The organism is Ignavibacteriales bacterium (genome assembly GCA_016709765.1).
Lineage (GTDB): Bacteria > Bacteroidota > Ignavibacteria > Ignavibacteriales > Ignavibacteriaceae > IGN3.
In genome coordinates this window covers 1-26,335 of sequence record JADJMD010000005.1, presented here as the reverse complement: position 1 = coordinate 26,335, position 26,335 = coordinate 1, and the positions used below count along the sequence as shown (strand labels likewise).

Below are 26,335 nucleotides of genomic sequence, written 5' to 3'. Positions count from 1 at the left end.
TATGAATCCCTATAAAGGATTAAAAGGTCTTCCACACGATATGTGGGTGTTGTTTTTTACATCACTTATAAATCGTTCCGGAACAATGGTTCTTCCTTTTCTTGCACTTTATCTTACAAAAAAAATTGGTGTTAGCCCCGCAGAAGCCGGAACAGCTTTACTTGTTTACGGTGCCGCAGCATTTCTTGCCGCACCAATAACCGGAAAACTTTCAGATAAACTTGGTTCATTAAAAGTAATGAAGTTCGCTTTGTTTGGTTCCGGAATTTTATTTTTTGTTTACTCATTTGTATCCGATTATTATTGGATTTTAGTTGCATCCTTTATACTTGCTGCCGTTAACGAGGCATTCCGCCCGGCAAACCTTTCTATGATTACTGAGATTGTTGCACCTTCACAACGGCGAATTGCTTTTGCACTCAACCGTCTTGCAATTAATGCCGGAATGAGTGTAGGCCCTGTTATCGGTGGATTCTTAACATTAATAGACTACCATTATTTATTTTATGCAAATGCTGTTGCTTCTATTGCTGCGGGAATTTATTTGAGCACAACAAAATGGTCTTCATTAACGGCAGAAAAAATTGAAGAAGTTAGCATAGAAAAACCACAGTTACGATTTGAAATACTAAACGATAAAAGTTTTTTGTTTTTCCTTTTTGCTATTATTCCGGCAAACCTTGTTTTCTTCCAGCATCTTGGTGCGCTGCCATTATACATTGTTGATGACTTGGGTTATACAACTGCGGCATTTGGATTGTTTGGTGCTATCAATACTGTGTTGATAATATTTTTAGAAGTTCCGCTTAACAATTGGATGAATGACACACCGTATAAAAAATCATTAATGATTGGAGCGTTACTTGCAGGAATAGGTTTTGGCGGCTTTGCAATTGCTAATACTGTAGTGCCACTTGTTATAGCAATTGTAGTTTTTACATTTGGTGAAATGGTGTTCTTTCCAATTACTGCAGCATATACTTCAGAAATTGCACCGGCAAATAAACGCGGCGAGTATATGGGATATTATCAAATGACATTTAGTTTTGCCTTTTCCGCAGGTCCGTGGCTTGGAACAGTTGTTTATCAGCATTACGGCTCAGTGATTTTATGGAGCGGTGCTTTTGTATTAGGATTAATAACTACAGTATTAATGTTTTTTATTAAGGATAACAGTTTGGTAAATAAAATTAAGAAATAGATTTTGTCATTATTTCTGTTCAAAACCTTTTGTAATTTTGTAATATAAAAAACAAATGGAATTTAAAATGGATTTAAAAGAATTATTAAGTACGCAAAGTGCAGAAATTTTAGAAAGCGCAACACAATTATTAAACTGCGCACATTTAAAATCTTATGATAAATCATCACCCACGGATAACAAAAAAAGATTACTTAATCTTTTAACCCTTACTCAGCAATGTGTTGTTGAGAAAAAACTTCTTCCGATGAAAGAGTATGCATCACAAATTGCTACGGAAAGATTTAATGCCGGCTTTGGTTTGCACGAAGTACACACAGCATTTAACGCACTTGAAGAAGAAATATGGACTCGTGTTACAAAAAATATTGAACCGGAAAAACTCGGAGAAGCGCTGGGTCTGGTAAGTACAGTTCTTGGAGCGGGCAAAGAAGAGCTTGCTTTAACTTATGTAACGCTTGCAAGTAAAACACGGTCCCCAACATTAAATCTTACAGAACTTTTTGGAAGAAATTAATTATTAAAATCAGCCTTCAGCGCAACATATATTGTTGCTGAAGGCTGATAATCTACCTCCTTTTTATATTCTAAGTTGTTTTAGACTTTAGAACCTCAAACCAATTTAATTTACGTGTTAGCATCATTACTATTGCAAGTATTAAGAACAAAGCGATGTTTCCAATCAATAAAGAGTAATCTTGTAATAAAAGTATTGTGTACATAAATCCGTAGAAAACTATTAATGCGGTAAAAATTAATCCACCAACCTTAAAGCTTTTATAGATGTTCTTTACATAAAAGCTAATTAATGAGATGACAAGTAAAGAAGATATCAAATATGAAAAATCAAAAGAGAGATATTCTGAAATTGAAAGCAGTAACGAATAAAAAATAACTAATGCCAAACCGACTAAAAGATATTGAATTGGATGTATTGTGATTTCCCCAAAAAGTTCTATCATAAAAAGGCTAAGAAAGGTTAGTACAATTATCATTAAACCATATTTTGATGTACGTATAGTTTGTTGATACTCATCAACTGGTATTAGAAATTTTATTCCAAACGTACTTTGAAAAATATTTTCAGCATTGTCATCCCAGTTTTGTGGAAAACTTCTGTTAAAATGATTTACTTTCCAGTCCGCGCTGAATCCATCTTTATTGACTGTCCTTGAAAAAGGCAAAAAACGTCCCGCTAAAACTTGGATTATTCCACGATGATTTTACTTTTACCATTGTAGATTTACCAACAGGCAAAAATGAAAGATCATCAATACCGTTTAAATTTAATTCTAAATTAAAATCAAACTTGTTTGTATTTTCATTTAGCTGAACATCTGCAAATAATCCATTTTGATAAATGTCTATATTTTTTAATCCTGGAAAAAGAGATAATGTGGATTCATTTATTTTTAGCTGCGGTTCATTTTGTATTCCCTTTAAATCACTGACATTAATTGAAAGAAAAGATTGATCAAATTTTTGATTTGAAAATTTTTCCCTTATAGTGTCTATGTTAATTGATCCGCTGATATTAATTTTTGCGGTGTAAAGTAAAATATCATAAATACCGCGTCTCCTTTTTTCAGGAACAACTTCAACATTGTAAATCAAACTATCAGGCAAATAATGGTGTCGAATGTAAGTATTGAATTTGTTTCCTTCTTTATCCAAATTTTCACTTTTGTCAATTAGAGTTAAAATTGGTCCACCCACAGTTTGTGCTTCAGCCCAACTTTTGCTTACTTCTCGCACAGCTTCATCCCTATAATATTGTCTTTCAGTTATTAATGATTGAATCATAAAGAGTGGAACAAGCAATATTATTATTACCGCTGCTATTAAAATTATTCGAAGTGTGATTGATTCTTTTTTCAAGATATTTTCCCTTAAAAATTATAAAGATGTGATTTGTTTGTTTAGATAAGATGAGAGTTAAATTGTTCAGTAATAATCGGGTCAATTATAAATCGGTGATTGGTGTATCTACAAAACCAAACTGCTGAACGAAACCAACTACTGCTATGGATAAATAATTATCTTGTTGCAACTAATCGGTGGATTCTATAGTTTTTCCTCAACATAAAACACTTTTCCGATTTAGTGTCATAACAAATAATAATTAATCATTATAAGGAGGCCCTTATGCGTAAACTTTCTATGTTCTCTATCTTTTTAATTTGTGGGATGTCTTTACTTTCAACACTTTCATTCTCACAAGAAATGAACGATCAATTGTTTATGGTGCACGAAGAAACCGTTAAAGTTGACAAGTGGGATAAATATGAATCAACTTCCAAAGAATGGGTTGAACTAATGAATGGAGCCGGACTTGACTTGCCGTATATTCAGGCATCACAAAGAGATGATGGTCATTATTATTATTTAATTCCTATTGCTAATTATGCAGAAATAGATAAAATGCAAGGGATATTTAGTTCTGCAATAGAAAAGGTTGGAAAAGAAAAATGGAATAAGTTTATGGTAGAAAATAATTCCACCATAGAAAGTAGTAAAGATTTTATTGCCACAAGATCAGCTAAATATTCCTACATGCCTAAAACTCCAAGACTAAAACAGGAGGAATCAAATTTTATTCATTGGATGTTCTTCACCTACAAAATGGAAAACAGAAAAGAAGTAATGGATATCCTAACAGAATGGAAGAAACTATACGAGGACAAAAAGATTAATTCAGGGTACACAATTTGGCTTATCGAGTTGGGATTAGATAATAACATGATTGCATTAACAGAAAGTTATAAAGATGGTGCAGATTTTTACATAACTCAAAAAGAAGAAAATGCAGTAATGGAAGCGGAAGCAGGTACTCTTTGGGGCAAAATGTCTCAGTACATTATTTCAATTGAAAATAAATATGGTTACCCACGACCAGATCTTGGATATGTTAAAAAATAATTTTTCAAATCCCCTCCAAATGTGAGGGGATTTTTTTCATAAAGAATTCTATACAAATATTTATAGGAAGCATAAAAAATGAAAACGATGACTTGTAATCAACTTGCTGGGGCTTGTAATAAAGAATTTAAAACTGACAGTTTTGAGGAAATAGCTGAATTGAGTAAAAAGCATGGTCTGGATATGTTTCAGAAGGGTGATGAGGCACATATTAAAAAGATGAATGAAATGATGGAATTAATGAAAGATCCTGATGCTATGAATAAATGGTTTGCAGACAAGAAACAAGAATTTGAAGCCCTTCCCGAAGACGAATAGTAAACTATTTTCGGAATTTGGTAATAGAAGAATTATAAATCTTAAAACAACTAGATGGGAAATAGTAATTTTCTGATAAGTTTATTGTTATTTAATTTTGGCTTAATACTAATTCGGAATGGAGAATATTAATGTCATTAAAAATCAAATACGTCCACACAAACATTGTTGCAAAAAATTGGAAACGACTTGCAGATTTTTATATCAAAGTATTTGGATGTTCAATCGTTCCACCAATTAGAAAGTATAATGGAAAAGATTTAGATTCTGCTGTTAACATTAAAAACGTGTTATTACGTGGCGTTCATCTTCGATTGCCAGGTTATAAAACAAACGGACCGACTTTAGAAATATTTTCATATTCTCCAGTACTTAAAAAACAAAACCGAAAAGTAAATACTCCAGGATTAACTCATCTCGCATTTGAAGTAAATAATGTTAATATTGCTTATAAAATGGTTATTGAAAACGGCGGAAATAAAGTAGGGAAAACAATTTCATTAAAAAGATCAGATGGGAAAAAAGTAACATGGTGTTATGTAAAAGATCCGGAAGGTAATATGATAGAACTTCAAAAGTGGGATAAATAGAAAGAATATTTATGGGATATAAGGAGCCTAAGGTTGATTTATATATTTCATAAGCAGCAGAGTTTGCAAGACCTGTTTTAATTCATTTTAGAAAATTGGTGCATACTGGTTGCCCGGATGTTGAAGAAAAAATAAAGTGGGGTTTCCCTCATTTTTATTATAAAGGGCCAATGTGCAGTATGGCATCGTTTAAAAAACATTGTGCATTTAGTTTTTGGAAAGCCTCATTAATTAAAGATAAAAATTTTGTTGCAACTGCCAAATCTAAATCTGCGATGGGACATTATGGAAAGATTACGTCATTAAAAGATCTTCCAGCGGATAAAAAAGTTAGTGCACACATTAAAGAAGCAATGATGTTAAATGAAAAAGGAATAAAACTTTCCTATAAAAAATCTCCAACTTCAAAAAAAGAAATTGATATTCCAGGTTATTTTCTAAAGCAATTAAAGAAAAATAAAAAAGCAGTTAAAACTTTCGAAGCTTTTAGTCCATCACACAAAAGAGAGTATGCTGAATGGATTACTGACGCAAAAACTGAGGACACAAAGAACCACAGAATTGAAACCGCGATTGAGTGGATGGCTGAAGGAAAATCACGTAATTGGAAGTACATGAAGAAATAAATATGAGCAAAGAGTATAAACCTATTGCGTGTGGACTTTATAATGAACTGGAACTCCGGGCTTTAAGAAAACAAGTCATTAAGCTTTCTTATACAAATGATAATAATGAAAACGAGATAATTGAATGTGTAATTGCGGATTTATTTTCAAAGGATAAAATTGAGTTTCTTAAAACCATTGATGGAAAAATTATTCGGCTGGATGATATGGTGGAACTAGATAATATAATTTTTAATAAAAACTGCTGAAAGAATTAATATGAAATCGGGAGCAATAGAAACCTTATTTAACCATATGAAGTGGGCAGATGCAGAGGTCTGGAAAAAAGTTTTATCATTTTCAGAATCTGACAAAGATGAAAGAATTAAAAAGCTTCTATATCATATCCATCAAGTACAATATGCCTTTTTGTTTTTGTGGAATGAATCACCAAGGGAAATTCCCAAACCTGAAGAGTTTGCTGATCTTAAGTCAATTGCAAAATGGGGATTTGAATATCAACAAAAGCTAAACGATTTTTTCTCATTGCAAAATGAATTTGATAAAGGCAAATTAGTTCAAATTCCATGGTCTGTTTTTATGGAAAGAAGAATTGGAAAGAAAGTTGTACCTGCAACACTTGAAGAAACAATACTTCAAGTAGCTTCTCACAGCACATATCATCGCGCCCAAATTAATACTCGCTTACGAGAACTTGGTGGCGAACCACCAATAACAGATTTTATTGCTTGGGTTTGGCTGGGAAAACCAAAAGCTGGCTGGGGTAAATTATTTTAATTTATTTCATTGATTTTACAGTTTCTGCAATACCATCTTTATAACTTATTGGGACAAAATTAAATGCTTTTTCAAACTTAGTGCTGTCAAATAAATAATCGTACTCGTTTTGATATAGCATTTCAATACTTTCTTTTACAATAGGAATGAACAATCCAACCATTTTTATCATCCACATTTTCAAAACCGTGTAATTTGGTTTAGCACTAAATGCTTTTGCTGCAATCTCAATAAATTCCTTACCTGTTAAAACATTTTTATCGGTTGGTAAATGCCAGATTTGATTGTAGGCTGAATTCGTATTTCCTAAAAGTGCTGTTGCTTTTCCTGCATCGGGAGTGTAAGTCATCGAATGTTTTTTATTCGCATCAATAAACCATTGCGCTTTGTTTCCTTTACTAGTTGGATTGATACGTGTATCTTCTCTCATCCATCCATTTACCAAACCATAAGCATAAACATTATCAAAGAAAACAAGTTTAGCTTTGTGTGTTTTACAAGCATCAATAACATTTTGCATAATTACTGGCCATTGTTTTTGCCAAACGCTGATTTTGTATTGAAGTCCAACGGTTAGATAGACAACTTGAGAACCATTAACAGCGGATAAAACTTGTTGTGCATTTGTAAGATCAGCAACAACTAGTTGATCTGTTGGATTTACACGTTTGGGCTTGCGGCTTACAAGTCTGATCTTGTCCGTATATTTAGTTAAAGCTTTGGCAAGCTCTGTACCTATTATACCGGATGAACCTAGTATGGTTTGCATTTTGAGATTCCTAGAAAGTATAAAATAAATGTGCGTTAAATATGGGGTAAGAATTTGATTTATGTTTTGGTAGAAATCACATATTTGTACAAAATATAACCCGATCAAGCAATATTACTCGGTTTGTGATATACGTCTTAAGAATTTTACAAACTTAGTTTAGTAGTTTATCTGTATAGATCCATTGGTGAATACAACTGTTTTTAATGAATCATCAGTGCGCGCAGTAAATGTAAAAATAGCATCAAGATCTTTATCTGTAATTCTATTGATAGTTAAAAAACTAATGTTATCGTAGTATGCTTTGTAGTTCTCGTCATTAGTTCCGCTGCGGGAAATCAGCTTATAATATGCCTTGATGACATATTGAAATCCTGGCTCGTCTTCTCCAATTCCAAAAATTCCGGATTGACTAACGCTTATCTTAAACTCAAGAGTTGAAGTTGTGTATACAGGGTCATTTGTAAAATCTAATGTAGCTTTAACAGTCCGGGTGTTTCCGCTTTTACTTGTGATAATCTTATTTGCGTACCAGTTAGAACCATTTAAATCTCCTCTTACAAAACCTGTGGCATTTTTATCCGAGGTAACAGGATTTGAGCTATCATCTTTTGAACACCCGGCCAAAACCAAAATTACTATTGTAATAAACCCTAAATATTTCATACTTACATTTCGATTGTTATTGTAAAATTAAAACTATGTTATTGGTTAATAAAGAAAAACATAGTAATTGATAACTTATGCAACTAAATTTTAAGAGATTTATTTTAATTCACTTAACCAGTTTTGCGCAAATGTTTTTGCAGCAGCAACAGATTCTTTGCCAGCTCTATAATAAAGTTTCCATTGGCTGTCTTTGTATTCATATTGTTGATCAACAAATTTATACAATCCATCCTTTCCTTTTACAGTTTTTGCATCAAAGTTTATATCCGCAGATTTTTCTAAAAACATTTTTAACCAATTTTTTATCATTGGTTTTGGATTATTTTCAGGATACTCGTTTTTCCATTCAGCTACTTTGTTATTATAATCATCAACCTGCATCTGATAACTTTGCTTTATGTACTCGTCCATCTCTGGGGTATACATTGATTTGTTAGGATCATCCATATCAGTTAATTGTTGTTTTAGGGTTTTTAATATTTCATCAAACATACTTTGTTGATCTTTAGCTGCTTGTGATTTTGATTTTTCCATTTCAGCAATGCTATTCTTTAAGCTTTCTTTCTGCTCCTCTTTTAATTGAGCCGAATATTTTGGAGCCTCTGGCGGAGTTGGTTTTCTGTCTTCTCTTAATTGATTATACTTTGCAATAAAATCTTTTGAAGCAGTATATTCTTTTACATTTATTCCAATAGATTGAATTAAAGATATTCTGTCACCAAAGGCAAGATCTTTTATCACTTTTACATTGGGGATATAAAATGATGGACCAGATATAGCATAAAAAACATTGGATTTAGCCGCATCTTCATCAGTTTTAAATTGCTGAAGTAAGCTTTTTAACTTGTCATCAATAATACGTTCAGCAGTAAAACCAACAATAAGTAAAACTAATGGAAGAACAAAAAATATCTTTTTCATAAAATTGCTCCTATTTTGATTGTTTTATAGCGACACTTCAAAAATTGAAATATGTCTGATCATGCACAAATAGTTGTTAAATTATTTTTAGTTGTTTATTAAATAATTATTTAATTTATACAAGGTACAAGAATCAAACTGAGGATTTGTAAATGAAAAATATGACTCGCTGTCCCTGGCCAGCCCAAGATGACTTATATATTAAATATCACGATAAAGAATGGGGATTACCAATCCACAACGATAAAAAGCTTTTTGGATTTTTATTACTGGAGGGTTTTCAAGCTGGATTAAGCTGGAGAACAATTCTTTATAAAAGACAAAACTTTCGAAAAGCATTTGATAATTTTGATTTTAACAAAGTTGCTAAATATGATAAACGAAAAATTAATTCTTTAATGAAGAATGCTGGAATCATTCGAAATCAGTTGAAAATAAATTCAGCAGTGACAAATGCAAAAGCATTTTTAGAAGTAAGAAAAGAATTTGGAACCTTTGATAAATACATTTGGGGATTTGTAAACTGTAAACCAATAAAAAATAAATTCAAATCAATAAAAGAACTGCCAGCAAGAACAGAACTTTCTGATTTGATAAGTGAAGATCTGAAAAAACGAGGATTCAAGTTTGTTGGTTCAACTATTATCTATGCGCACATGCAAGCAACTGGGATGGTAAATGATCATTTAATAAGTTGTTTTAGACACAGTGAATTGTGACTCCCAAAAACTAATTAACTCAATCGATTGATTTATTTATATAATTTTGTCATTTTTATAACCAGATTGAGCGTTCAAACAAAGTCCTTTAATTATTTTCAACAATTAAATAAGAGGTACAAAATGAAACTGTTTACATTTCTATTTGTTATTTTTTCTTTTTCTCTGGTTTTTGCCCAGGATCAGAGTAGAATTACATATTCAGAACTTACTATCTCTGCAGAAGAGAACTCTCAACTTGTTTTTGATGCAAGAAAACTTGCGGATAAGTTAGGATTGCCTCATACAATCTACACTGCAGATGGGGTTTTTATCGAAGCAAGAGGAATTGAAAATGGAAAAGTTGTTTATGCTGTAGTTAACAATGTTAAAGATGCTATTAGTGGAAGCGTTGCATATTGGGTAGAGATTCAAAGAGATTATGATATATCCAAAGCAAGAGTCCACTATTCAAATCAACCTATCCAAAACCCTTCACTCGGTTACTCAAGCATTTTAAATAGAGGAGTATCAACGTCTTACCTTGCTATTCCAGATTGGACAACGGACGCAGTTGTACTTCTTGATGCAATAACCGGCGATTTGGTTGATAATGCTTTTATTCTTGATCCAACTAACTTATCATCGCCTAAGCAAATAAGATTATCACCGTACGGCTTTTTAACTCTCTCAGATCAAGCTGATGACCTTGTCCAAAAGTATGATACAGCGGGAACATATCTCGGATTTTTTGCCCCAGTTGCGGGCGTTAATACAGCTATTCTTGATAATATCCGTGGACACAATTTTAGACCAAACGGAAATATGGTAGTAACGGTTGGTAGCAGTGGAAATCAAAATGGAATAGCAGAGTTTGATGCAGTCGGAAATTATCTTGGCAATTTTATTGCTATAGGTGCCGGGGGATTAAACAGTCCGTTCGATATCCTTTTTAGAACAAACGATTGTTTGGTAACTGCAAGCACAAGCAATGCAGCACATCGTTATGATTTGAATGGCAATTATATTGATAATTTTATTCCAAGCATAGCATTTCCTCAACAAATGTTTGAATCATCTAATGGTAATATTTGTGTTGCGGGATTTTCAATTCCATCCGCGTTGTATATTTACAACTCAACTGGAACACTGCTAAACTCGTTTAACGCAGTTACAGGTTTGCGTGGATGTTATCAGTTGCCTGGTGGAAATTATATCGTTACTAATGGATCTTTTATAGCAGAAATAGATGATACTACCGGCGCACTTGTTAGAAATATTGTATCCGGTATCAGTGCACAGTACGTAAATTTAATTGATTTTTCAATAGTACCTGTTGAGCTAACTTCGTTTGTTGGATCAAACGTTAATGGCAATGTGGTGCTTAACTGGAATACAGCAACTGAGATAAATAATTCCGGATTTCAAATTCAAAAAAGTTCCGATAGAATTAATTTTACTAATATCGCATTTGTTCCTGGATTCGGTACAACAACGGAACCACAAAGTTATTCATATATCGATAACTCTGTAAGCAATGGAAAATTTTACTATAGATTAAAACAAATTGATTTCAATGGTGAGTTTGCTTATTCAGAAATCGTTGAAGTTGAAGTTACTGCCCCTTCTGTATTCGCTTTAGAGCAGAATTATCCAAACCCATTCAATCCATCAACAATAATTAGTTACAGCATTCCGCAAAATTCATTTGTAACGCTAAAGGTTTATGACATAATTGGAAATGAAGTTGCAACACTTGTTAATCAAACACAATCAGCAGGAAAGTATGATCTAAGATTTGATGCATCAAACTTGAGCAATGGAGTATACTTTTACAGCATAAAAGCAGATAATTTCAATTCAACAAAGAAAATGATTTTAATGAAATAATTTTGATAATCATTAAGAATTCAGGATGGATTCTTTTAAGGCACGAGCAATCGTGCCTTTTTTATTTTATTTATTAACTTAGCTTTTAAAATAACTTATCTAAACAGCATCTAAGTGTAATAAGTTCCCAAAGCAAAATTTTTTTTCCGAGGGAACTTTAAATTTCTATTCTCCGTTTTGATTATAGATCTTGATCTATCTAAAAACAACTAATTAACTATAATTAAAAGGAGACAATTATGAACAAATTCCTAAACTTTTTGCTGGTAATTGTAATTTTTGCAATTACGCCCAATATTTTTGCACAGGATGCAAACACAAGAAGCTTAAGGCTTCCCAATAGTTCAGACTTTAAGCCTACAACAATAAAGCCCAATTTTGCTGAAGGAAACATCAAATGGGAAGAAACATTTAACACTTTGATTCAACCATCTAATTGGCTTGTAATAGATAACGATGGGAGCGGATCAGCCTACACTTTTGAACAACTAATAACTTTTACTGGCGGAAACGTAATTCCACAAGCTGGACAAAGTTTTTGGTTCAGTAATTATACAAATGCAAACAGCAGTGGGTTGATAGATGAATGGTTAATTAGTCCACAAATTCCAACAATTGCATCTGGTGATAGCTTGATTTTTTATGCTGGTTCAATTGGTGGAACATACCCGGATTCTTTAAAAGTTTTAATTTCAACAACTGATCAAAATCCAAGTAGTTTTACAGAAATAGCATACTTCTTAGTAAGTGGCCCGATTGGCGCCTGGAATAGATATGCTTTTGATCTTTCTGCATTTGCAGGATCACAAATTTATGCCGCTGTTAATTATTACATTGTAGACGGAGGACCATTAGGAAATAACTCTGATAATGTTTGGGTTGATCATTTTATTGTTACTTCAGGACAATCCAATACAGCAAGAGTACAAGTCATTCATAATTCTGCAGATGTTCTAGCCGGCAGTGTAGATATTTATGTTAATGATGCATTGGCAATTCCAGATTTTGAATTTCGTTCTGCAACACCATTTATTGATTTGCCTGCTGGTGTTACATTAAATATTGGTGTGGCTCCGGGTAATAGTACATCAGTAAATGATACATTGAAGAATTTTCCGGTTGTTTTAGCCAGTGGTGAAAAATATGTAGTATTTGCAAATGGAGTTTTAACTTCCGGATACGCTCCAAACCCTGATAGTAGAAGCACAGACTTTACATTATTTGTAAAGCCCATGGCGCAAGAAGTTGGAACGGGCTCGGGTGTTGATTTATTTGTATTGCACGGATCAACAGATGCGCCAACTGTTGATGTAAAAGTTCGCGAACTATCCAGCGCAACAATAGTTGATGATGCAGCTTATGGTGATATAACCCCTTATCTTACAGCGCCTGCGCAAAGTATAACTTTAGATTTATATCTTGGTAACGGTGTTAACTATGTAGCATCATTCACTGCACCGCTAACCGGTTTAGGTGGTGGATCAGCAGCAGTATTTGCCTCTGGTTTCCTTGATCCAACATCAAATCAAAATGGAGCAGCCTTTGGTTTGTTTGCAGCTTTAGCAAACGGAACTGTTGTTCAATTGCCTGCAGCCACAGCTCCTAGTGCAAGAGTACAGGTTATTCACAACTCGGCAGATGTATTGGCTGGTAGTGTGGATGTTTATGTAAATGATGCTTTAGCAATTCCTGATTTTGCTTTTAGAACAGCAACTCCGTTTATTGATCTTCCTGCGGGCGTTACATTAAACATAGGTGTTGCCCCTGGTAACAGCACATCTGTAAATGATACATTGGCAAATTTTCCTGTAATACTTTCTGCTGATGAAAAATATGTTGTAATTGCTAATGGATTGTTAACCGGTGGTTATTTACCAAATCCTGATGGAAGAAATACAGGATTTACCCTTTTAGTAAAAACAATGGCTAGAGAAACGGCAGTTGGTTCTGATGTTGATTTATTTGTATTACACGGATCTACAGATGCACCGACAGTTGATGTAAAAGCAAGAGAAGCAGGTAACCTTGTATTAGTTAATGACGCAGCTTATGGAGATCTAACTCCTTATTTCTCTGTACCTGCAGGTAATTACACTCTTGATCTATATCTGGCAGATGGGACAACATTGGTTGCCTCCTTTATAGCCCCGTTGGCGGGATTAAGCGGCGGAGCTGCAGCAGTTTTTGCTTCTGGGTTCCTTAACCCTTCGGGCAATCAAAATGGAGCAGCATTTGGTTTGTTTGCAGCACTTCCAAATGGAACGGTCATTTCCCTAAATCAAGGAGTCGTTCCTGTTGAATTAAGTGCGTTTACAGCTAATGTTAAAGGCTCAGATGTAAGCCTTAGTTGGTCAACTGCTACAGAAACAAATAACAACGGATTTGAAATACAAAGAAAATCAGGTGAAAGTTTTGTAAGTATCGGTTTTGTTAGAGGGAAAGGAACTACAACAGAAATACAGAACTATTCATTCACAGATTCTAAGTTGCCAGTAGGAAGTTATTCATACAGACTTAAGCAAGTGGATTTTGATGGATCGTTTGAATATTCGAATATTCTAAATGTAGATTTAACAGCACCGTCTGTATTTGCATTAGAACAAAATTATCCAAACCCATTCAATCCATCAACAATAATCAGTTACAGTATTCCACAAAATTCATTTGTAACTATTAAAGTATATGATATACTAGGCAATGAAGTATCAACACTTGTAAATCAAACACAATCAGCTGGAAAGTATGATCTAAGATTTGATGCATCAAGTTTAAGTAATGGTGTCTATTTATATTCAATAAAAACGGATAATTTCAGTTCAACAAAAAAGATGATCTTAATGAAATAACGAGAAATGTCTCCTCTGTAAATACTTATTCAAAGCTCAGTTCGCTGCAACGGACTGAGCTGTTTTTTTAATCATCAAATTGTCTCTCTACGAAATCCCCAAATAAATAAAGTAACTTCCTAATAAACTTATCATTTGCAATTATTTGATTTTCAACTCATAATCGCCAATCAGTAAATAATAAAGTTAAAAATTCATGTATTTAACAAACAATGTTGTAAGCTAATATCTCCACAATTCTTATATTTTAACAGTAAATATTTTTTATTATTTAAATACAATTTCAATGGGCAATATAATGTTGGGATATGACAGCGAACCCTTAATTAGTGTTGGAATTCTTAGCGACACAAAAATTAAATTTGAACTTTATGGAGATTTTAGTTCTTATGGTTTTAAAAATTTCTTTAGCGGAAGATTTGAAGCTGAACTAGTAGATAATAGAATAATTTGTAAAAGTGATAAAGATAAAATTGATATAACTGATGAAATTATTTTTGAACCCCAAGAACCAGATAACGAATCTTTTCTTATAAGAGATGTTGTGATTGGAGTTAAGTTCCACTGGGAGAGAAAAGAGAAGCAGCGTTTTACACACTCGCTAAAACTTATTAAAGACAACGGAAAAATTACAGTAGTAAATATTGTACCTATTGAAAAATACTTAATGAGTGTTATCTCGTCTGAAATGAGCGCAAAGTGTTCGATGCAAATGTTAAAAGCCACAGCGGTTGTATCAAGAAGCTGGCTGCTTGCACAAATTGAAAAATCAAAATTGCTGAAAAAGAAGAAAGCAAATTATGAATCAGGATTTCAATCAGAAGATGAAATAATTAAATGGTACGATAGGGAAGATCATAAACTTTTTGATGTTTGTGCCGATGATCATTGTCAGCGTTATCAAGGTGTTACTAAAATGACTTCTGATGCTGTAAGAGCGGCTGTTGAACAAACGGTAGGAATTGTATTGCTGGAGGATGGGAAAATTCTCGATGCACGCTTTTCTAAATCCTGCGGTGGGATTTCAGAATCGTTTGAAAATGTTTGGGAGCCTGTAAAGCACCCGTCACTTTCTGCTATTTATGATTACAAATTTATTGCAGATGAACTAGATGATGATTTTACAAAAGAAGTAAATGCAGTAAAATGGATTCAAGCAAACCCACCAGCGTTTTGTAATACCGCGGATCCTAAAATATTAAATCAAATCCTTTTAGATTATGATCAAGAAACAAAAGATTTTTATAGATGGAAAGTTGAGTTTACTCAAGATCAGCTTTCGGATCTTATAAATAGAAAAAGTGGGATTGATTTTGGAAGGATTAAAGATCTTATCCCGATTGAACGTGGGTTTTCGTCGCGAATTGTTAAATTAAAAATAGTTGGTTCAAAAAAACACTAACTATAGGTAAAGAACTAGAGATAAGAAGAACTTTTTCAGAAACACATCTTTACAGTTCGGCTTTTTATGTTGAAAAAACTGGAGATGTTAGCGGCGTTCCTGAAAAATTTATTTTACAGTGCCGGTTGGGGTCATGGTGTTGGGCTTTGCCAAATAGGTGCAGCAGTTATGGCAGAACAAGGTTACCAATTTGATGAAATAACAATTCATTACTTTAAAGGTGCTCTGCTCAAAAAGATTTATTAAGTGACAAAGATTTTTAACTTATGAAAATACTTTATTCCTGTTTATCTAAAAGCTGGGGCGGAATGGAAATGGTTACGCTAACCGGAATAAAGCAACTTTTAAAACACAACATTATAGTTGAACTTCTTTGCGCCAATGATTCGAGGCTGCAATTAGAAGCGAATAATCTTGGAATAATAATTCATTCAGTTAATATTAGTAAACTTCCAAACCCTATTACAATATTAAAAACATCTACAATTATTAAATCCGGGTGTTATGATTTAATACATAGTCATGCATCTAAAGATTTGTGGGTAATTGTTCCAGCATTAAAAATTATAAAAAACAAAACACTTTTGTTTTTTACAAAACATATTGGATCATTTATTCTTAAAAAAGATTATTTACACAATAAAATTTATAGCAGAATTAATGTTGCAATAGCCATAAGTAGTGTGATAAAAAATAATTTAATCGATACAACTTCATTGCCACCCCATAAAATTGAATTAATTTACAATGGGGTAGATGCTAAAAAATTTAATCCAACAATTTCAAATCGGGATAGGGTGAGAAAAGAATTTAGTTATAGTGATAACGATATTGTAATTGGGATGATTGCAAGATTTAGTCCGGGGAAAGGACATAGAAGAATTTTAAGATCTGCAAAGATTCTCTCAACAAAATTTATCAACTTAAAATTTATGATAGTTGGCGAAGCAAGCCGTGGGGAAGATGATTATGCAAACAGGATTAAAAGCTTGAGTCAAAATCTTAAAATAGAAAATTTGATTCTTACTGGATTTCGAAGTGATATACCTGATGTTATTTCTGCTTTTGATATTTTCATTTTTCCATCGCATGCGGAGGCGTTTGGTATTGCACTTATTGAAGCTATGGCTATGGAAAAACCGTCGGTTTGTGCTAATTCCGATGGTGTGCTTGATATTGCGGTTGATGGGAAAACTAATATATTATTCCAGAATAAAAATGCGGAAGATCTTGCAAAGAAAACAGAGAAGCTTATTCTTGATGAGAATTTGAGATTATCTATTGGCAAAGCTGCTAGAGAGCGGGTTTTAAAAATGTTTGATATTGAAATTGTAACCGATAAAATAATCGAGAGTTACAATAATTATTTAAATAGAAATTGAATTTATATGAATGTATTATCCAATGACCAATTAATACTAAACCTAATTGATGAAAATAATTTTTCCGACGCAGCAAAAAGATTATTTGATATCCAAACAGAACAGTGGCAGATGCTTAAAACAGGGGTTCAATCACTTGAAACAGTAAAATCAAAATCATTTCAGTTTGATGGATTTCAGATTAAGGCGCAGTTTAATGCTGGAAGAATGATATCAACATCCGCAAAAGTTGATCCAAAATCTATAAGCAAAAGAAAATGTTTTTTGTGTGTTGAAAACCTTCCTTCCGAGCAAAAGGGGATTTTGTACAACGATAATTACATTATACTTTGCAACCCATTCCCAATATTTCCAACTCATTTTACGTTAACTAACAAACAGCATCAACCACAGCGGATAATTGATACTTTACTGATATGCTGGATTTGAGCAAAGATCTTTCAAAACACTATTCTGTTATTTACAACGGACCAAGATGCGGAGCTTCAGCACCGGATCATCTGCATTTTCAAGCCGGCAATAAATATTTCATGCCAATTGATGACGAGTTTCATCAAATTAAAAATGAATACGGTAAAATGATTTTTTGAAGATGATGATTTATCTTTTTATGATTAATGATGAATTGAGAAAATTTTTATCGATTGAAAGTATTGATAAAGATTTGGTTATTGATTTTTTTAATAAATTCTATAAAACATATTCTAATTTGATGGAAGAGGAGCAAGAGCCATTATTAAATCTTGTTTCTTTTTATGAAGAAAAATATGGATGGCGAGTAATAGTATTTCTAAGAGCAAAACACCGCCCAGCAGTTTTCTTTGCAGAAGATGAAAGTAAAATGTTGGTAAGTCCAGCAGCAATTGATTTAGGCGGGGTTTGTGTTTTCCCGCGTGAGGAAGACTATAACAAAATTACAAAAGATCAAATTGCGAATATATTTAATGAAGTTTTTATTGATGAGAAACAGTTTGAAATGATATTGATGAGATTAAGAGAAATAGTATAATTTGTAAAAACGGCTAATGCAATGTTTTTATAAGGATAATAAATTTTATTAAGCAAAAAAGTTATAGTTTTTCTTGGCTCATCAACTGTTCAAAAAATTCCATATTAGCTGAATTGGAATTTGAAATGATAATTTTGATAATTGCAGTAAGAGGAACAGAGAGAAGCATTCCTACAATTCCCCAAATGTAACCCCACACTAAAACAGAAAGCAAAATTAACAAAGGATTTAAGTTAAGTCGTTTGCCAAGCAGCATTGGTTCGGCAACATTGAATGCAAGCGTTTGTATGCCGGGCCATTAAAGCTAACACAAGAATTACTGTTCCAAAAGAATCAAACTGAACTAATGTAAACAAAACAGGAAACACAAGTGCAGCGGCAGAACCAATCGTTGGAATGAAGTTGAAAAGAAAAACAAACAATCCCCAGACAATCGGAAAATCTACTCCAATAATTGCAAGAACAATTGTTGTTATAATTCCGGCAGTAAGATTAACCGTAAATTTTGCAATTATATAACGTTGTATTTGTTCAGTAATTTTTTAAAAGTTATTTCAAGTTGCTGTTCTCGTATCGTTCTTTCCTGATTAATTTTGTCCAATAATATTTGTTCATCAACGGCATCATTTGAACGCTGAAGACTTTTTTAATTATTTTAATTGTGGACTAACTTTTTATTAACGTACCGATGTTTAATAGCCTCATAAATTGTTTTATTTCCTGAAAGAACAAAAACAAAGAAGAACAATACAAATAGTACATTTCCAAGAAGTGAGATTGTGGAGGTAAATAAACCACCAGCAATATTTTTAATATTTAAACTTGCAAGTAAATTGTCAATTGAAAATTCAGTAAAGAATGGATCAGTAATTCCCCAGGAAGTCGCTGTCACTTTAATCATATTACTTAGTTTGTCCCCATAAAAGGCAAGCTTGCACTAAATTGAAAAAATGAATCAACAACTATTCTTCCAACTCCATACAGCAAACCAAAAGTTATAGCAATATCCAGCAGGGTAATAAAGAGCATAGGAACCTTTTTCCTGTTAACCATGAATTAAAAAGGGGCAAAAACAAAAAACAAAAAATTGCAATTACTAAAGGAATGAATATGTTGCTCAGTTCTCTAAGTACAATGCCAATGACTACTAATCCAATAATTGTAATAAAAAACTTTGTTGTACCATCTATTTGATTTCTTTTTGCCATCAGCTACTCTATCTTTTTATTAGTGCACTTGGTGTTTGGGGTATTGATAATAAAAGTTCAAATAATCGCCAGCGTTTTCGATATTGCTCTCAGTTCCACCATTTCGTTCTATGTAATCTTTAACTATATCCATACCCAAATTATAGTTAATTACATAGCTTCTGTACTTTTCAATAAAAGAGACATATTTATCTGCGCTATCTTTTGTTCGCAAAGCATATTTTTGAAGCCTATGCAACTGTTTGTTCGCGAGTCCATTTACCATCAAGATAATTTCTTGCGGCTTCATTTCCCGAATAGCTAAATTTCTTTTGAAGAGCTAAAACTTTGTAATAAAGATCAGCATCATCCGGATTTAAGCCTGCAAGCGGAAACAAAACTTCACTTTCAAATTTTATTCTTTCATTACCGGGAATGCAACTGCAATACCATAATTAGCAGTTCCTTCTGCAATTAAAGATTGCGGTGAAAACAGTGCATAAACTTTAAACTCAACCCAATTTCTTTTTTTTGCGAGATTATATTCTAATAAAACGTTATAAACGTGATGACCCGGATAACCTTCGTGTGCGGCAAGATCAACAGCGCGATCTATATAAATCGGTAAATCAGTATTTACTTGAATAACGCTATAAAAATTTCCCTTATACCAATTGTAAGCGCCCCAAGGTTTGTCTTTTACGTACTCAACTTTAAACGATTCTGATTCTGGGAGTTTTATATGATCGAGTGTTTTAGTTTTACATTCTTTTATTGCTGTATCAAAAACATCTTTAAGTTTATCTGTCGGGATGACAAACTTGGATTTAAAATCATTTAATCTTTTTGCAACATCACCATTACCCGGAAGAATTTTATCAAGCTCTGTTATTGTTGTTTGAAAAAAATCATCATTATGTGTTGGTGCTGAAGCATCATACAGTGCTTTTGTTTCTTCATCAAAAGGAAGCAGAACTCCATTAAGCATAAAGATTTTTGTTTTACAAGCAAGAATTTGTTTGTAAAGATACCTGAAGCGAAGAGTTTCTAATTCATCAGCCTTATATTCACCAAGAGATTCAAGTTGATTAAGCAAATCATCTGCTTGCTTTGATAAACTTTTAAATGCAGTTGAATCAAATGGTAAACCAAATTTAAAATTTGCTCGCCATTCTTCCGGTCCGTAATAAGCATCAACAAAATCAGCATCGTACTGTCCGATGTCTAAAACTAGTTTTACATAATCTTCGGCGATATTGTTTATTTTTAACTCAAGATCACTTTGAATAATTGGTTCTTTTTATCTGAGCAGGAAACAAAAAATCAATCCTGCTAATAAAAATATTAATAACTTATTCACTTTTCGTCCTATTCTTTTTTGCATCTATAAAAGATTTAACAGCTAAAACAATGAACACTAAACAGAGCAAAGCCATAATTGCTTGAACCGTAACAGCCGCTGGTCTTGCAGTTTCTGCACCACCAAGCATTTTAAAGAACTTAATAAGCCCGCTGATGGTGCCTGCAAAACCGATTAGTTCTAAAACTGCAGCGCCATGCATTGAGTGCTTTAAATATTTTTCGTTAAGTCCTAGCCATCCAAAAATTAGCATTGGAATTCCAAAAAAGTTGGAATAAGAGCAGTTATACTTTCGCTGCTAATTCCAAAGTATCCAAATAAACCCATTAAAATAAAAACTACACCATAAACTATTGTTAGCTTAGCCATTATATCTCCATTTATTTTTCTAATTCCAAAATTAAATATTTAGTTCCATCACTTGTCAGCAAAATTTGGTTATTCTTTACAACTAAATCTTTCCCACTTACAAGATCCTTTGCTTTGTTTACTTTATACATTACTGGTAAAGTCAATTCAACTTTTTGTTGATTAGAATTTTTATTTATAATTGTCAAAATTCTCTCATTCATATCAGATCTTAAATAAGCATAAATATCTTTATCAGCTTGTAGAGTTAAAAAATCACCATATCGTAATGCAGAATGTTCTTTTCTGATGTGAATCAGTTTGCTAACATCTTCAAATGTCTGTTTTTCAAGCTCATTCAACTCGTCGTCATTAAAGCGCATCATTCTTCTGTTATCTGGATCAGCTGCGCCTGTCATTCCAATTTCATCTCCGTAATAAATAATAGGGATACCAGGAATTGTCAACAAGTATGCAATATGAAGTTTTAGTTTATCATAACTTTTGGGATTATCAACTTTGGGTGGATTGTTCCATGCAAATTCACTTGCTCTTCCATCATTAATTGTTAGATCGCCATCTGCATAAGCCATATAGCGTATTTTATCATGGCTATCCATAATGTTGCCCATTAAATTATTGTACCCAAAACCTGAAAACTTTTTTTGCATTTGATAATCTAATAGTTTGAACGAAGCTTTCATCAAGAAAAGTTGGAACAGCAACATCGTAAAGATTAAAATTAAATTGTGCAATTTAATTGTCCGTTGTTTACGTAAGAGGCAATCATATCGATTCCACCAAATGATTCACCAATTTGATAAACGTTTTTATTTTGCGGAATTTCAATTTCACGCTTTAATTTGCTGGTTAGCATTCTCCAATATTCATTTGGAACGTGTTTAACTGCATCGTGACGAAAACCATCAGCGCCAGTGACTTTTAACCACCAAACTGCATTGTCTGTCATAAACTCAAGCGCCTCGTAAGAACTTACAAAATCAAACGATGGCATATATGGTTCAAACCAGGTTGTTAATCTGTACTCATCCCAAAGTCTTAAATTCAATTTACCGTTTGGTAGATTGTAAGTGCCAAACCAATCGCGATGATCTTTCCACATCCAATGCTCCTGATGAACATGATGAGCAACGTAATCTAAAAACACATTAATATCTTTTTTGTGAGCATTATGTATTAATTCTTTGGCAAGCTTCATATCGCCAAAATGTTCTTCAACTTTTGTAGATGATACAGGCCAATAACCATGGTAGCCTGTGTACCAACGATGAGGTGCAGGATATTCACGATAAGCATTATTTGTATTATCAATAATTGGAGAAATCCATAGGGCATTTATACCAAGCTTATCAAAATATCCATCCTCCATTTTATTTAATATTCCTTGTAAATCGCCGCCTTGATAATTTGCTGGAGTAAAAAGTGAATCATGAATAACTGGATTATCATTTAATCTGTCTCCGTTACTAAAGCGATCAATCATAATACTGTAAATTATATTATCTTTAAGTGTTTTTGTTTCTGATTTTCCAGCAACAACTCCATCGAATAATTGTACAGTTTGGATATTGCTAACATTGCCCATACGATTAGCTGCAACTCTAATTGAATGATTTCCATTTAACATTTTACCCTTTGTAATAAGAGTAATATCTCTTCCATTTATTTGGATAAGTTCAGCAGGAAATTTTTTATTATCAAACAATACAATTAGACTTTCTTTGCTAAATCCATGTTGCTTCGATCAACATTTTCAAAATAGAACTTAAGTTTTAACTCATTTTGACTTTTTCTGACCCCAGGATGTGAAGAAACATTTTGTCTTTTGCAGATTCTTCAATTATTCTTAGCGAGTTAAAATCTCCCATACCATTTGGAACTTTATCTGGATTAGCGGGATCAATAACTTCTTTTCCATCAACAAAAAATTTATATTCGTATCTTCCAGGATCAAGTGAAATTTCAACTTCAAGCACACCATCGCCATTTGTATCCTTCATCGGAAGGCTTTGTCTATCCCAGCTATTAAACTGACCAAATAAATTTACTCTTTTTCGCCAGCTTGCGGGTGATAAGTAAAGATATATTTTTTACTTTTTACAAGCTTAACAGGAATTTGATAAATCTCCCTCGTTTAATTTGAACGGAATTAATTCTATTCCTGAAAAATCCTTTTGGGGAGTGAATAAAACTTCCAGTGTTGATATATCATAACTAACAATAATGTTATTTGTTGAAGTAAATTCAACAGTATAATTATCAGAATAAAAGATATCGCTAATCAAAACTTTTGTTGGTTGATCTTGCAATAAGTTAATTGGCTGGATTAAATCACGAATTGTCTGTGAATAATTTATTGAAATTAAAAACAGGGAGATAATTAAAAATTTTTTAACATTTGGTTATCCTAAAAGTGATTGTCTAATCGTTTCTTTGCTGAATTGTTAACCCTGGTTTTTAAACACTCTTTGTTCGTTTTTTTCTAAAGCAAATTTACTACAATGAGAGGAAAAGAATAAGGAGAAAGGCGATGTTTATTGCAAATCTTCAACATCGTCAATATAGTAACAGTGATTATGCTTTGTCATTCCGATTTTGGGATAATAATTAACTGCAGCAGGTGCAGAGAAGAATTAATTTCGCTTGCGAAGTTTGCTTTTTGTTTCTTCAATTAATCTTTTGCCAATTCCCCTTTTTGATATTTTGTATCAACTGCAAGATCGGAAAGGTAAGTGCAATAAACAAAATCTGTAATAGAACGAGCGATTCCTATAAGTTCTCCATCTACCGTGCCGTTACAATTAAGTTAGCATTATTACACATTGATGAAATTCCCTGTTCATCATCAATAGGCCTGCGTTCTGCAAGAGTGCTGTTTTTAAGTACTTCAATGAATTCTGAAACATCAAGAGATTTTTCAATTGCATAAACTATTTCACTCATAACATCTCCATTAATTAAAAAAGCGAAGAACAAATACTTATCCTTCGCTTAAATAAAACATACTTAATCCAGATTATAAAGCGTTATCTTTGCTGCTTTAGCTATTCTGAATTTTAATACTCTCTTTGCAGGTATAACCATTGTAGCGCCTGTGGCTGGGTTTCTGCCCATTCTTTCTTGCGATTTACAACAACTAATTTACCTAATCCAGGGATTGTGAATGCCTTCTTAGCTTCTTTTGTATGATAAAGCTACGAGCTTTTCTAAAAACTCACCAGCAAACTTTTTAGTTACGCCGGTTTTCTTGCCATATGATCAAGAATTTGACCTTTGGTCATTGGTTTGGCTGCTGCCATAATTAGCCCTCTCTTTTATTAATGAATGAAGTTTATTTACAAAGTGAAAATATATATTTTTATTTCAAAAGAAAAGAATTCTCGTAAAATAATTTTTAAACACACTTAGTTCTACTACCATAAATTGAGGGTACAATCAACTCATATTCTATCCTATACTGGTTTAAGGCTTTGATGCACATTTGATAATTCGTTATTTTAATCTTTAATAAAATATGGCTTAGATAAATTTTTATGTCCAGGAATATTTTAGCATTTATAATTATTACCTCTATTGTTGTTACTTCACAAATTCAAGATTCAACAACGGCAGAACTAAAAAATTTATCCTGATACGCTTTCTAAAACCCGATACTCTTTTTTATCAAACGATTCTTTATTAACACCATTGTTGAACTGGACTCGTCTGCACCGATTGACTCTACAGCTCTAACGGGAAAAGTTTTATTATTAAAAATTCAGAACTGTTGAAACAAGAATATCAATATTCCGGTGATTATTTAAGAGCCTATCCATTTAACTTTATAAAGGATTTAGGCTTTACGGGACAGCCAAATGAAACCTTTATTTACGGTGTTGGAAACAACGCAATTAGTTATTTGATGGATGGAATCTTTTATAACGATAGATATTCCAACTCATTAAATCTTAATCTTATACAAAGTGAAGATGTTGATCCGATAGAAATTATTCCATATACCGCGCGGATTTCATGGCGCTTATAATAACCCAGTTAGTGTAAATTTTATTACAAAGATTTTTTACCAAGCCAACCATATACTAGAATAAGATTTTATCAAGGCGCAAACAGAGATATGATGTTTGGATGGTAGCTTTAATGCAATTGTTATGAAGAAGTTAATAGCCCCATTTGATATTGCGAACAGAATTTATGATGGAACTTATAGCAATTCTGATTATTCAATCTGGCAAGCGATATTTAAACTAAAGTATTTGTTATCCAACGTGGTTAACATTATCGCAACATACACTCTTAACGATTATAATGCCGGATATAGCGGCGGAGTTGAGGCAGATAGTATTATTGCTAATGGTGGTGTTGTAGATAATATTCTGTACGATTATAGAGCCGCACCAATGTTTTATCCAAATGGCGAATTGAAAATCCTCACGCATTTACCCAGATTGGAAATTTCTTTAATTTAGCCGGCCGAATGGATGAGATCTGATGCAAGTTTGTATATTTTTAGTTTAACAGGTATGAAAAAACACTTTGGTAAGTAAAATATTCGGAAAACAAAACATATGGATTAAATATCCGTAATAATTTTGATTATAGTGTTTTAAGTTTTAACAACATTGACGAGGAAAAACAAAATATGTTTTCCACTAATTCTTTTTATACATATTTCGATTCTGGTCACGTAAATACTTCCAAAAACAAATTTGATGCAGATTTATTTTCGATATCCGTGTTGTTTCTGGTGAATATAAACGATGGAACTTTTATACCATCTTTTATTACAAGAGTTCAACATATAATCCCCAAAATTTCCTGTGCATCTAGTTAATCCCAATGGATAATAGTAATGATTAGGAGTTGATTTATTATTAAAAATAAAAAAAAATCTTAGCTTTTATATCGGGGCTTCTGTTCTTAAAACATATAGTGTAAATAATGATAAATATTCTTTAATCGAAATGGCAAATTATCAAATGAATTTGTATCTGCCGATATAAAATATTTCCTAAAAATGATTACGCTTATGGTTTTTATGTGGTGGAGTATTTTATAAATCTATATTGGTTACGGTAATGGATGGCTTAGGCTTAATCTAAAATTAAACCTTGGAAATTACTTCTTGAATCAAACTCATCATATTATTCTACCCCCTAATAATAACAAATTAATTGGTGTTCCAGATTTTCAAACTCAAACAGGAGTTTATTATACTGGTAAATTGTTTAATGATGATCTTGATTTGAAAACAGGATTTGTTTTTATTACACTGGTAAGAACAATGTTTTTCTTATGAAAAATGGGATTGTGGAGTTCCATCATCAAACAAATTAGATTTTAGCTTAGTTGGAGAGATACAAAGAGTAGCAATTGTATATTTTTTGTGGCAAAATCTATTAGGA

Annotated in this window: 29 protein-coding genes and 5 pseudogenes; 18 read left to right on the top strand and 16 right to left on the bottom strand. The window is 32.6% G+C overall.

The window, feature by feature from the left end; genetic code table 11:
* Position 1 precedes the first annotated feature (1 nt).
* Both IPJ23_00885 and IPJ23_00880 read left to right on the top strand, forming a co-directional pair.
* The gene (locus IPJ23_00885) at positions 2–1,201 is read left to right on the top strand and encodes an MFS transporter (protein MBK7629292.1); all 1,200 of its coding nucleotides are present in this window, start codon (positions 2–4) and stop codon (positions 1,199–1,201) included.
* A 67-nt stretch (positions 1,202–1,268) separates the two neighbouring features.
* Positions 1,269–1,718 carry a hypothetical protein gene (locus IPJ23_00880; protein ID MBK7629291.1) on the top strand — a complete coding sequence of 150 codons (450 nt, stop codon included), beginning with the start codon at positions 1,269–1,271 and terminating at the stop codon, positions 1,716–1,718.
* A gap of 70 nt (positions 1,719–1,788) precedes the next feature.
* Here IPJ23_00880 and IPJ23_00875 read toward each other — a convergent pair whose 3' ends face one another.
* Complete coding sequence (locus tag IPJ23_00875; protein ID MBK7629290.1) at positions 1,789–2,385, bottom strand: inner membrane CreD family protein; 597 nt, start codon at positions 2,383–2,385, stop codon at positions 1,789–1,791.
* Positions 2,360–3,079, bottom strand: coding sequence for an inner membrane CreD family protein (locus IPJ23_00870; protein ID MBK7629289.1), 720 nt, complete (start codon positions 3,077–3,079; stop codon positions 2,360–2,362). Before IPJ23_00870 ends, IPJ23_00875 begins: the two co-directional genes overlap by 26 nt.
* 267 nt (positions 3,080–3,346) lie before the next feature.
* Between IPJ23_00870 and IPJ23_00865 the strand changes: the two genes are divergently transcribed.
* From IPJ23_00865 to IPJ23_00840, 6 genes and pseudogenes are all read left to right on the top strand, one after another.
* Entirely contained in the window at positions 3,347–4,120 is a 774-nt protein-coding gene (locus IPJ23_00865) for a hypothetical protein (GenBank protein MBK7629288.1), read from the top strand.
* Positions 4,121–4,198: 78 nt separating this feature from the next.
* The gene (locus IPJ23_00860) at positions 4,199–4,438 is read left to right on the top strand and encodes a DUF1059 domain-containing protein (GenBank protein ID MBK7629287.1); all 240 of its coding nucleotides are present in this window, start codon (positions 4,199–4,201) and stop codon (positions 4,436–4,438) included.
* A 131-nt stretch (positions 4,439–4,569) separates the two neighbouring features.
* Positions 4,570–5,028 (top strand): VOC family protein, encoded by a 459-nt coding sequence (locus IPJ23_00855; GenBank protein MBK7629286.1) that lies wholly within the window; start codon positions 4,570–4,572, stop codon positions 5,026–5,028.
* A gap of 11 nt (positions 5,029–5,039) precedes the next feature.
* A pseudogene (locus IPJ23_00850) lies at positions 5,040–5,654 on the top strand (YdeI/OmpD-associated family protein).
* A 2-nt stretch (positions 5,655–5,656) separates the two neighbouring features.
* Positions 5,657–5,902 carry a hypothetical protein gene (locus IPJ23_00845; protein ID MBK7629285.1) on the top strand — a complete coding sequence of 82 codons (246 nt, stop codon included), beginning with the start codon at positions 5,657–5,659 and terminating at the stop codon, positions 5,900–5,902.
* A 10-nt stretch (positions 5,903–5,912) separates the two neighbouring features.
* On the top strand, positions 5,913–6,431 hold the full coding sequence (locus tag IPJ23_00840; GenBank protein MBK7629284.1) for a hypothetical protein: 519 nt from the start codon (positions 5,913–5,915) through the stop codon (positions 6,429–6,431).
* Between the two features lies 1 nt (position 6,432).
* Here the strand turns inward: IPJ23_00840 and IPJ23_00835 are convergent, their stop codons facing one another.
* The 3 genes from IPJ23_00835 to IPJ23_00825 form a co-directional block, all read right to left on the bottom strand.
* On the bottom strand, positions 6,433–7,200 hold the full coding sequence (locus tag IPJ23_00835; GenBank protein ID MBK7629283.1) for an NAD(P)H-binding protein: 768 nt from the start codon (positions 7,198–7,200) through the stop codon (positions 6,433–6,435).
* A 159-nt stretch (positions 7,201–7,359) separates the two neighbouring features.
* Positions 7,360–7,866: a hypothetical protein gene (locus tag IPJ23_00830; protein MBK7629282.1), complete on the bottom strand. Its 507-nt coding sequence runs from the start codon at positions 7,864–7,866 to the stop codon at positions 7,360–7,362.
* 99 nt (positions 7,867–7,965) lie between these two features.
* The gene (locus tag IPJ23_00825; GenBank protein MBK7629281.1) at positions 7,966–8,790 is read right to left on the bottom strand and encodes a hypothetical protein; all 825 of its coding nucleotides are present in this window, start codon (positions 8,788–8,790) and stop codon (positions 7,966–7,968) included.
* A 161-nt stretch (positions 8,791–8,951) separates the two neighbouring features.
* Here IPJ23_00825 and IPJ23_00820 point away from each other — a divergent pair, with 161 nt between their 5' ends.
* The 8 genes and pseudogenes from IPJ23_00820 (at position 8,952) to IPJ23_00785 (ending at position 18,017) form a co-directional block, all read left to right on the top strand.
* Positions 8,952–9,509, top strand: a complete 558-nt coding sequence (locus IPJ23_00820) for a DNA-3-methyladenine glycosylase I (GenBank protein MBK7629280.1) — start codon at positions 8,952–8,954, stop codon at positions 9,507–9,509.
* Between the two features lie 1,044 nt (positions 9,510–10,553).
* On the top strand, positions 10,554–11,378 hold the full coding sequence (locus IPJ23_00815; GenBank protein MBK7629279.1) for a T9SS type A sorting domain-containing protein: 825 nt from the start codon (positions 10,554–10,556) through the stop codon (positions 11,376–11,378).
* A 239-nt stretch (positions 11,379–11,617) separates the two neighbouring features.
* Positions 11,618–14,224 carry a DUF4397 domain-containing protein gene (locus IPJ23_00810; GenBank protein MBK7629278.1) on the top strand — a complete coding sequence of 869 codons (2,607 nt, stop codon included), beginning with the start codon at positions 11,618–11,620 and terminating at the stop codon, positions 14,222–14,224.
* A gap of 298 nt (positions 14,225–14,522) precedes the next feature.
* A pseudogene (locus IPJ23_00805) lies at positions 14,523–15,872 on the top strand (SpoIID/LytB domain-containing protein).
* 20 nt (positions 15,873–15,892) lie between these two features.
* Positions 15,893–17,008, top strand: coding sequence for a glycosyltransferase family 4 protein (locus IPJ23_00800; protein MBK7629277.1), 1,116 nt, complete (start codon positions 15,893–15,895; stop codon positions 17,006–17,008).
* A gap of 6 nt (positions 17,009–17,014) precedes the next feature.
* Positions 17,015–17,437, top strand: a complete 423-nt coding sequence (locus tag IPJ23_00795) for a hypothetical protein (protein ID MBK7629276.1) — start codon at positions 17,015–17,017, stop codon at positions 17,435–17,437.
* Positions 17,434–17,598: a DUF4922 domain-containing protein gene (locus tag IPJ23_00790; GenBank protein ID MBK7629275.1), complete on the top strand. Its 165-nt coding sequence runs from the start codon at positions 17,434–17,436 to the stop codon at positions 17,596–17,598. Before IPJ23_00795 ends, IPJ23_00790 begins: the two co-directional genes overlap by 4 nt.
* A 20-nt stretch (positions 17,599–17,618) precedes the next feature.
* Positions 17,619–18,017 carry a DUF4922 domain-containing protein gene (locus tag IPJ23_00785; protein ID MBK7629274.1) on the top strand — a complete coding sequence of 133 codons (399 nt, stop codon included), beginning with the start codon at positions 17,619–17,621 and terminating at the stop codon, positions 18,015–18,017.
* A gap of 61 nt (positions 18,018–18,078) precedes the next feature.
* Here the strand turns inward: IPJ23_00785 and IPJ23_00780 are convergent, their stop codons facing one another.
* The 11 genes and pseudogenes from IPJ23_00780 to IPJ23_00730 form a co-directional block, all read right to left on the bottom strand.
* Positions 18,079–18,273, bottom strand: a complete 195-nt coding sequence (locus tag IPJ23_00780; protein ID MBK7629273.1) for an AI-2E family transporter — start codon at positions 18,271–18,273, stop codon at positions 18,079–18,081.
* Entirely contained in the window at positions 18,251–18,556 is a 306-nt protein-coding gene (locus IPJ23_00775) for an AI-2E family transporter (GenBank protein ID MBK7629272.1), read from the bottom strand. Before IPJ23_00775 ends, IPJ23_00780 begins: the two co-directional genes overlap by 23 nt.
* Before the next feature lie 116 nt (positions 18,557–18,672).
* Entirely contained in the window at positions 18,673–18,918 is a 246-nt protein-coding gene (locus IPJ23_00770; GenBank protein MBK7629271.1) for a hypothetical protein, read from the bottom strand.
* 315 nt (positions 18,919–19,233) lie between these two features.
* Positions 19,234–20,468, bottom strand: a pseudogene (locus tag IPJ23_00765) (hypothetical protein).
* Between the two features lie 88 nt (positions 20,469–20,556).
* Positions 20,557–20,817 (bottom strand): hypothetical protein, encoded by a 261-nt coding sequence (locus tag IPJ23_00760; GenBank protein MBK7629270.1) that lies wholly within the window; start codon positions 20,815–20,817, stop codon positions 20,557–20,559.
* A gap of 127 nt (positions 20,818–20,944) precedes the next feature.
* Complete coding sequence (locus tag IPJ23_00755; protein ID MBK7629269.1) at positions 20,945–21,583, bottom strand: alpha-glucosidase C-terminal domain-containing protein; 639 nt, start codon at positions 21,581–21,583, stop codon at positions 20,945–20,947.
* Positions 21,584–21,654: 71 nt separating this feature from the next.
* Positions 21,655–22,638 carry a hypothetical protein gene (locus IPJ23_00750; GenBank protein ID MBK7629268.1) on the bottom strand — a complete coding sequence of 328 codons (984 nt, stop codon included), beginning with the start codon at positions 22,636–22,638 and terminating at the stop codon, positions 21,655–21,657.
* A 67-nt stretch (positions 22,639–22,705) separates the two neighbouring features.
* Complete coding sequence (locus IPJ23_00745; GenBank protein MBK7629267.1) at positions 22,706–23,020, bottom strand: glycogen-binding domain-containing protein; 315 nt, start codon at positions 23,018–23,020, stop codon at positions 22,706–22,708.
* Positions 23,021–23,038: 18 nt separating this feature from the next.
* A complete protein-coding gene (locus tag IPJ23_00740) occupies positions 23,039–23,242 on the bottom strand; it encodes a hypothetical protein (GenBank protein ID MBK7629266.1) in 204 nt (67 codons plus the stop codon).
* A gap of 225 nt (positions 23,243–23,467) precedes the next feature.
* A pseudogene (locus IPJ23_00735) lies at positions 23,468–23,876 on the bottom strand (GNAT family N-acetyltransferase).
* Positions 23,877–23,939: 63 nt separating this feature from the next.
* Positions 23,940–24,232: pseudogene (locus IPJ23_00730) on the bottom strand (HU family DNA-binding protein).
* Positions 24,233–24,699: 467 nt separating this feature from the next.
* On the opposite strand from IPJ23_00730, the gene IPJ23_00725 reads away from it, so the two are divergent.
* Both IPJ23_00725 and IPJ23_00720 read left to right on the top strand, forming a co-directional pair.
* Positions 24,700–24,957 carry a TonB-dependent receptor plug domain-containing protein gene (locus IPJ23_00725; GenBank protein ID MBK7629265.1) on the top strand — a complete coding sequence of 86 codons (258 nt, stop codon included), beginning with the start codon at positions 24,700–24,702 and terminating at the stop codon, positions 24,955–24,957.
* 124 nt (positions 24,958–25,081) lie between these two features.
* The gene (locus IPJ23_00720) at positions 25,082–25,399 is read left to right on the top strand and encodes a hypothetical protein (protein ID MBK7629264.1); all 318 of its coding nucleotides are present in this window, start codon (positions 25,082–25,084) and stop codon (positions 25,397–25,399) included.
* The last annotated feature ends 936 nt before the right edge of the window (positions 25,400–26,335 follow it).